6 protein-coding genes and 1 pseudogene are annotated in these 4,913 nt (G+C 34.1%); all 7 read right to left on the reverse strand.

The genetic code is table 11. From position 1 onward, the window contains the following. Nucleotides 1-630 (reverse strand): 3-oxoacid CoA-transferase subunit B (locus ACYQ3D_RS12520; RefSeq protein ID WP_459838790.1); only part of this gene is annotated, 630 nt, incomplete at its 3' end. Further along, entirely contained in the window at nt 630-1,283 is a 654-nt protein-coding gene (locus ACYQ3D_RS12525; protein ID WP_459838792.1) for a CoA transferase subunit A, read from the reverse strand. The genes ACYQ3D_RS12525 and ACYQ3D_RS12520, both read right to left, overlap by 1 nt. A gap of 18 nt (nt 1,284-1,301) precedes the next feature. After that, nucleotides 1,302-1,648 (reverse strand): annotated as a pseudogene (locus tag ACYQ3D_RS12530) (beta-keto acid cleavage family enzyme); the annotation flags it as partial. Next, nucleotides 1,633-1,758 carry a hypothetical protein gene (locus ACYQ3D_RS12535; protein WP_459838794.1) on the reverse strand — a complete coding sequence of 42 codons (126 nt, stop codon included), beginning with the start codon at nt 1,756-1,758 and terminating at the stop codon, nt 1,633-1,635. The gene ACYQ3D_RS12535 and the pseudogene ACYQ3D_RS12530, both read right to left, overlap by 16 nt. 154 nt (nt 1,759-1,912) lie before the next feature. Further along, a complete protein-coding gene (locus ACYQ3D_RS12540; RefSeq protein ID WP_459838796.1) occupies nt 1,913-2,692 on the reverse strand; it encodes an enoyl-CoA hydratase-related protein in 780 nt (259 codons plus the stop codon). Nucleotides 2,693-2,775: 83 nt separating this feature from the next. After that, complete coding sequence (locus ACYQ3D_RS12545) at nt 2,776-3,621, reverse strand: 3-hydroxybutyryl-CoA dehydrogenase (RefSeq protein WP_459838798.1); 846 nt, start codon at nt 3,619-3,621, stop codon at nt 2,776-2,778. Between the two features lie 58 nt (nt 3,622-3,679). Continuing rightward, nucleotides 3,680-4,858, reverse strand: coding sequence for an acetyl-CoA C-acetyltransferase (locus tag ACYQ3D_RS12550; protein ID WP_459838800.1), 1,179 nt, complete (start codon nt 4,856-4,858; stop codon nt 3,680-3,682). Nucleotides 4,859-4,913 lie beyond the last annotated feature (55 nt).

Raw genomic sequence — 4,913 nt, forward strand, 5'->3', positions numbered from 1 at the left:
AATTAATTCAGCTTCCGTTGCTTCTTTTACTTCTTCTAAACTAAATTTAGGATTTATCTCTGTTAATACTAAACCATCATTAGTAACTTCAATTACTCCCATCTCAGTAACAATTAAATCTACCTCTTCTTGAGCTGTTAATGGCAAAGAACATTCTTGTAAAATTTTAGGTTTTTCTCCCTTAATAGTATGCAAAGTAGCAAGAATTACCTGTTTAGCTCCTACTACTAAATCCATTGCCCCCCCCATACCAGGAACTAATTTACCAGGAATCATCCAGTTAGCTAAGTTTCCCTTTTCATCTACCTGAAGAGCTCCTAAAACTGTAACATCAACATGTCCCCCTCGAATAATAGCAAAAGAGTTTGCACTATCAAAAAAAGCTCCACCTTCCTTAATAGTAACTGGTTCTCCTCCAGCATTAACTAAATCTTTATCTTCCTTTCCTTCTTCTGGAGCTGGTCCTAACCCTAAAAATCCATTTTCAGATTGGAGAGTAATATCCAAATCTTCAGGAACATAATTTCCTACCATTGTAGGCATTCCGATTCCCAAATTAACTACATCCCCATCTTCTAATTCACGAGCAATTCTTTTAGTTATAAACTCCCTTTTGGCTTGTTTATCCATTATTTTTCACCTCCGATAATAAAATCTACAAATACAGATGGAGTCATTACTTCATTAGGGTCAATTTCACCAATTTCCATTATTTCTTCTGCCTCTACTATTACAACATCTGCCGCCATAGCAATCAACGGATTAAAGTTTTTAGCACTTTTGCGGTAAACAAGATTTCCTTTTTTATCTGCTTTCCAAGCTCTAACTAATGCAACATCTGCTTCCAAAGGAAGTTCTAATAAAAATTTCTTTCCTTCTATCTCTATTTTCTCTTTTCCTTCTTCTACAACTGTACCTACTCCAGTAGGAGTCAAAAACCCTCCTAGACCTGATCCAGCAGCTCTAATTCTTTCTGCTAAAGTACCTTGTGGAACTAATTCTACATCTAGCTCTCCATCATTCATTTGATCTCCTGTTTCTGGATTAAGTCCAATATGACTTGCAATTAATTTCTCAGCCTGGTGGTTATGAATCAATCTACCTATTCCTTCATTTAGAGTTCCCGTGTCATTCCCAATAACCGTTAAATTTTCAAATCCTCTTTCTACCATCCCTTTTACTAGCTGTCTAGGAGTACCACAAGACATAAAACCACCGATCATTACTTCCATCCCATCTGCAAGATTATCCAACGCTTGATCTAGCGAAACTACTTCTGCCATTTGTAAATCCCTCCTCTATCACTTAATATTTAAAATTCTCCGTGCTTCATCTGGCGTTGCTACTTCTCTATCTAATTCCTCGGCAATTCTAGTAATTCTTTTTACTAATTGGGCATTACTTTCTGCTAATTCTCCCTCTCGGTAATAGACATTATCTTCAAATCCAACTCTTACATGGCCACCCATAGCTATAGCAACAGCAGCCAATGGAATTTCATGTCTTCCGATACCAGCTACCGTCCAAGAGAACATTCCGGAATAGTTTCAGCCATAAACATTAAATTCCTAGGAGTTCCTGGCATAGCTCCGGGAACTCCTAATACAAAATCAAAATGTAATGGAGAATCAACTAACCCTTTTTCCACTCTTTCTTTTTAGCTTCTTCTATAAAAATATATACATCATCTAAAATTAATAAATCAGTAGCAATTAAGTCTGGCAAATCAATTAATTTTGTGATATTATAAGTTTGCATTTGCTTAGATTCCTTTCTCTTAATTATTGTAGTTGATTACTTAAATAATTAGAGAAAATCTAGCAAATGCATTTTTATTTTTTGAATTTACATATTTTTCTTCACAATATTAGTCAGAGACCCAAAAATTATTCGTCTAATTCCTCACTAAAGATTACTTATCAGAAAAATTAGGTTTTCTCTTATTTAAAAATGCATCCATACCTTCATTTTGATCTTCAGTACTAAAACATATACTAAATAAGTTTGCTTCTATTTTAGCGCCTTCATTTATTTCTTTTTCTAGACCTGTATTAATTGCTTCTTTAGCTAGACCAAGAATAACTGAAGATTTACTTGCTATTTTAGAAACTATCTCTTCTACTGCATCCATTAATTCATCAGCAGCAACTACATCATTTACTAATCCAACATCTAAAGCCTCTTGAGCATCAATATTATCTGCAGTAAGAATTAATTCTTTAGCTTTTCCTTCTCCTACTACTTTAGGTAAACGTTGTGTCCCACCAAAACCAGGAATAATTCCTAAACCAACTTCAGGTTGACCTAGTTTTGCCTTTGTTGAAGCCACTCTAATATCACAAGATAAAGCTAATTCACATCCTCCTCCTAAAGCAAAACCATTTATAGCAGCAATAACTGGTGTAGATGCTTCTTCAATTGTTCTAAACGTTTCTTGACCTAATCTTCCAAATTCTTTAGCTTCCAAACTATCCATTGATTTCATTTGAGAAATATCTGCTCCTGCTACAAATGCTTTTCCCTTACCAGTAATAACTATAGTTTTAATCTCATCATTTCCATCCAAATTTTCAATACATTCTCTTAATTCATTTAACACTGTACTATTTAGAGAATTCATTGCTTTTGGTCTAGCAATCTTAACCACAGCCCATAGATCTTTATATTCTATTTCTAAACTTTCAAAATTCATTTTTTCCCTCCTTTAAATGATAAGAAAATAGTCTTTGACAAGCAAAATGATCACTTGTCAAAGACTGTTACTTTCTCTATCTATTAATTATAATCATAGAATCCTTCACTTGTTTTTCTTCCTAATTGTCCAGCTCTTACTTTCTTTTTCAATAATGGACAAGGTCGATATTTAGGATCTCCTAGCTCTTCATGTAAAGTTTCCATAATAGATAAACAAACATCTAAGCCAATTAAATCACCTAGTGCTAATGGTCCAATAGGATGATTAGCTCCTAATTTCATTCCTGTATCTATATCTTCAGCACTAGCTACTCCTTCCATAAGTACATAAGCTGCTTCATTAATCATAGGAATTAAAATTCTATTCACTACAAAACCTGGCGCTTCCTCTACTTCAACTGGTTCTTTATTAATATCTTCTATAAAGGATTCAATTTTATCAAATGTTTCATCTGTAGTAGTAATACTTCGAATTAACTCTACTAATTTCATTACTGGAACAGGATTAAAGAAGTGTACTCCTAATACCTTTTCTGGACGTTCTGTTACCGTAGCTAATTCAGTAATACTTAACGCAGAAGTATTAGAAGCAATAATAGTTTCATCTTTACAAACTTTATCTAATTCTTTAAATACATCCTTCTTAATATCCATATTTTCTACAATAGCTTCAATAACTAAATCAGCATCTGCTAAATCTTCTATATCAGTAGTAGTATCTATTCTTTCTAAAGTCTCTTCCTTTTGATCTTCAGTTAATCTATCTTTTTTTACACTACGTTCTAAATTTTTCTTAATTCCAGCTAAACCTTTTTCAACATACTCTTCTTCAATATCTCTTAAAACCACATCATAACCACTAGCAGCAATAACTTGAGCTATTCCACTTCCCATAGTTCCTGCACCAATTACCCCTACTTTTTTCATACTACTATCCCTCCTTTTATTAATAACTAACCTTTACTATTTAAATACTATTTGAAATTTATCTTTCTACTATAGTCGCAGCTCCTTGGCCACCACCAATACATAAAGTAGCTAAACCATTTTTACAATCTTGTTTTTCCATTTCATAAAGTAAAGTTACTAAAATTCTAGCTCCACTACATCCAATTGGATGGCCTAAAGAAATTGCTCCACCATTAACATTTACTTTTTCAGTATCTAAACCTAATTCTCTAACTACCGCAATTGATTGAGCAGCAAATGCTTCATTAGCTTCAACTAAATCTAAGTCTTCAACTTCTAAATCTGTATTAACTAATGCTTTTCTAGTAGCTGGGATTGGACCAGTACCCATAATCTTAGGATCTACACCAGCTGAAGCATAAGATTTAATAGTTGCTAATGGTTCAACTCCTAACTCGTCAGCTTTTTCTTTAGTCATTACAACTAAAGCAGATCCACCATCATTAATTCCTGATGAATTTCCAGCAGTTACTGTACCATTTTTCTTAAATGCTGGACTTAAGTTAGCTAATCCCTCAGCTGTTGTTCCTGGACGAGGCCCCTCATCTTTATTAACAATTTCTGGATCACCTTTACGCTGTGGTACTTCTACTGGTACAATTTCATCCTGAAATCTATCTTCTTCCATTGCTTTTACAGCTCGTTGCTGACTAGTAGCAGCAAATTCATCTTGTTCTTCTCGACTAACATCCCATTGTTCTGCTACATTTTCAGCTGTAATTCCCATGTGATAATCATTAAATGCTTCCCATAAACCATCTTTAATCATTAAATCAACCGCTTCACCATTACCCATTTTTTCTCCCCATCTAGCATTTGGAAGAGCATATGGAGCTTGACTCATATTTTCTACTCCACCTACAACGAATACATCTCCATCTCCTGCTTTAATAGCTTGCGATGCTAAATTTACAGCTTTTAATCCAGAACCACAAACTTTATTAACAGTCATAGCTGGAACTTCTTGAGGAATACCTGCATTAATTGATATTTGACGAGCAGGATTTTGACCTTGGCCTGCTTGTAAAACATTACCAAAAATTACCTCATCAATTTGATCAACTTCCACTTCAGCTCTTTCTAAAGCTGCTTCTACTGTAACTACTCCTAAATCAATAGCTGATACATCTTTTAAATCTCCACCAAAAGCCCCCATCGGAGTTCTTACTGCACTAGCAATTACAACTTCTTTCATAACTAAATCTCCCCCTCATAAGTTTTAATTTTTCACTACTATATTTTTTACTCTT

It is taken from the genome of Halanaerobaculum tunisiense, from assembly GCF_054657635.1.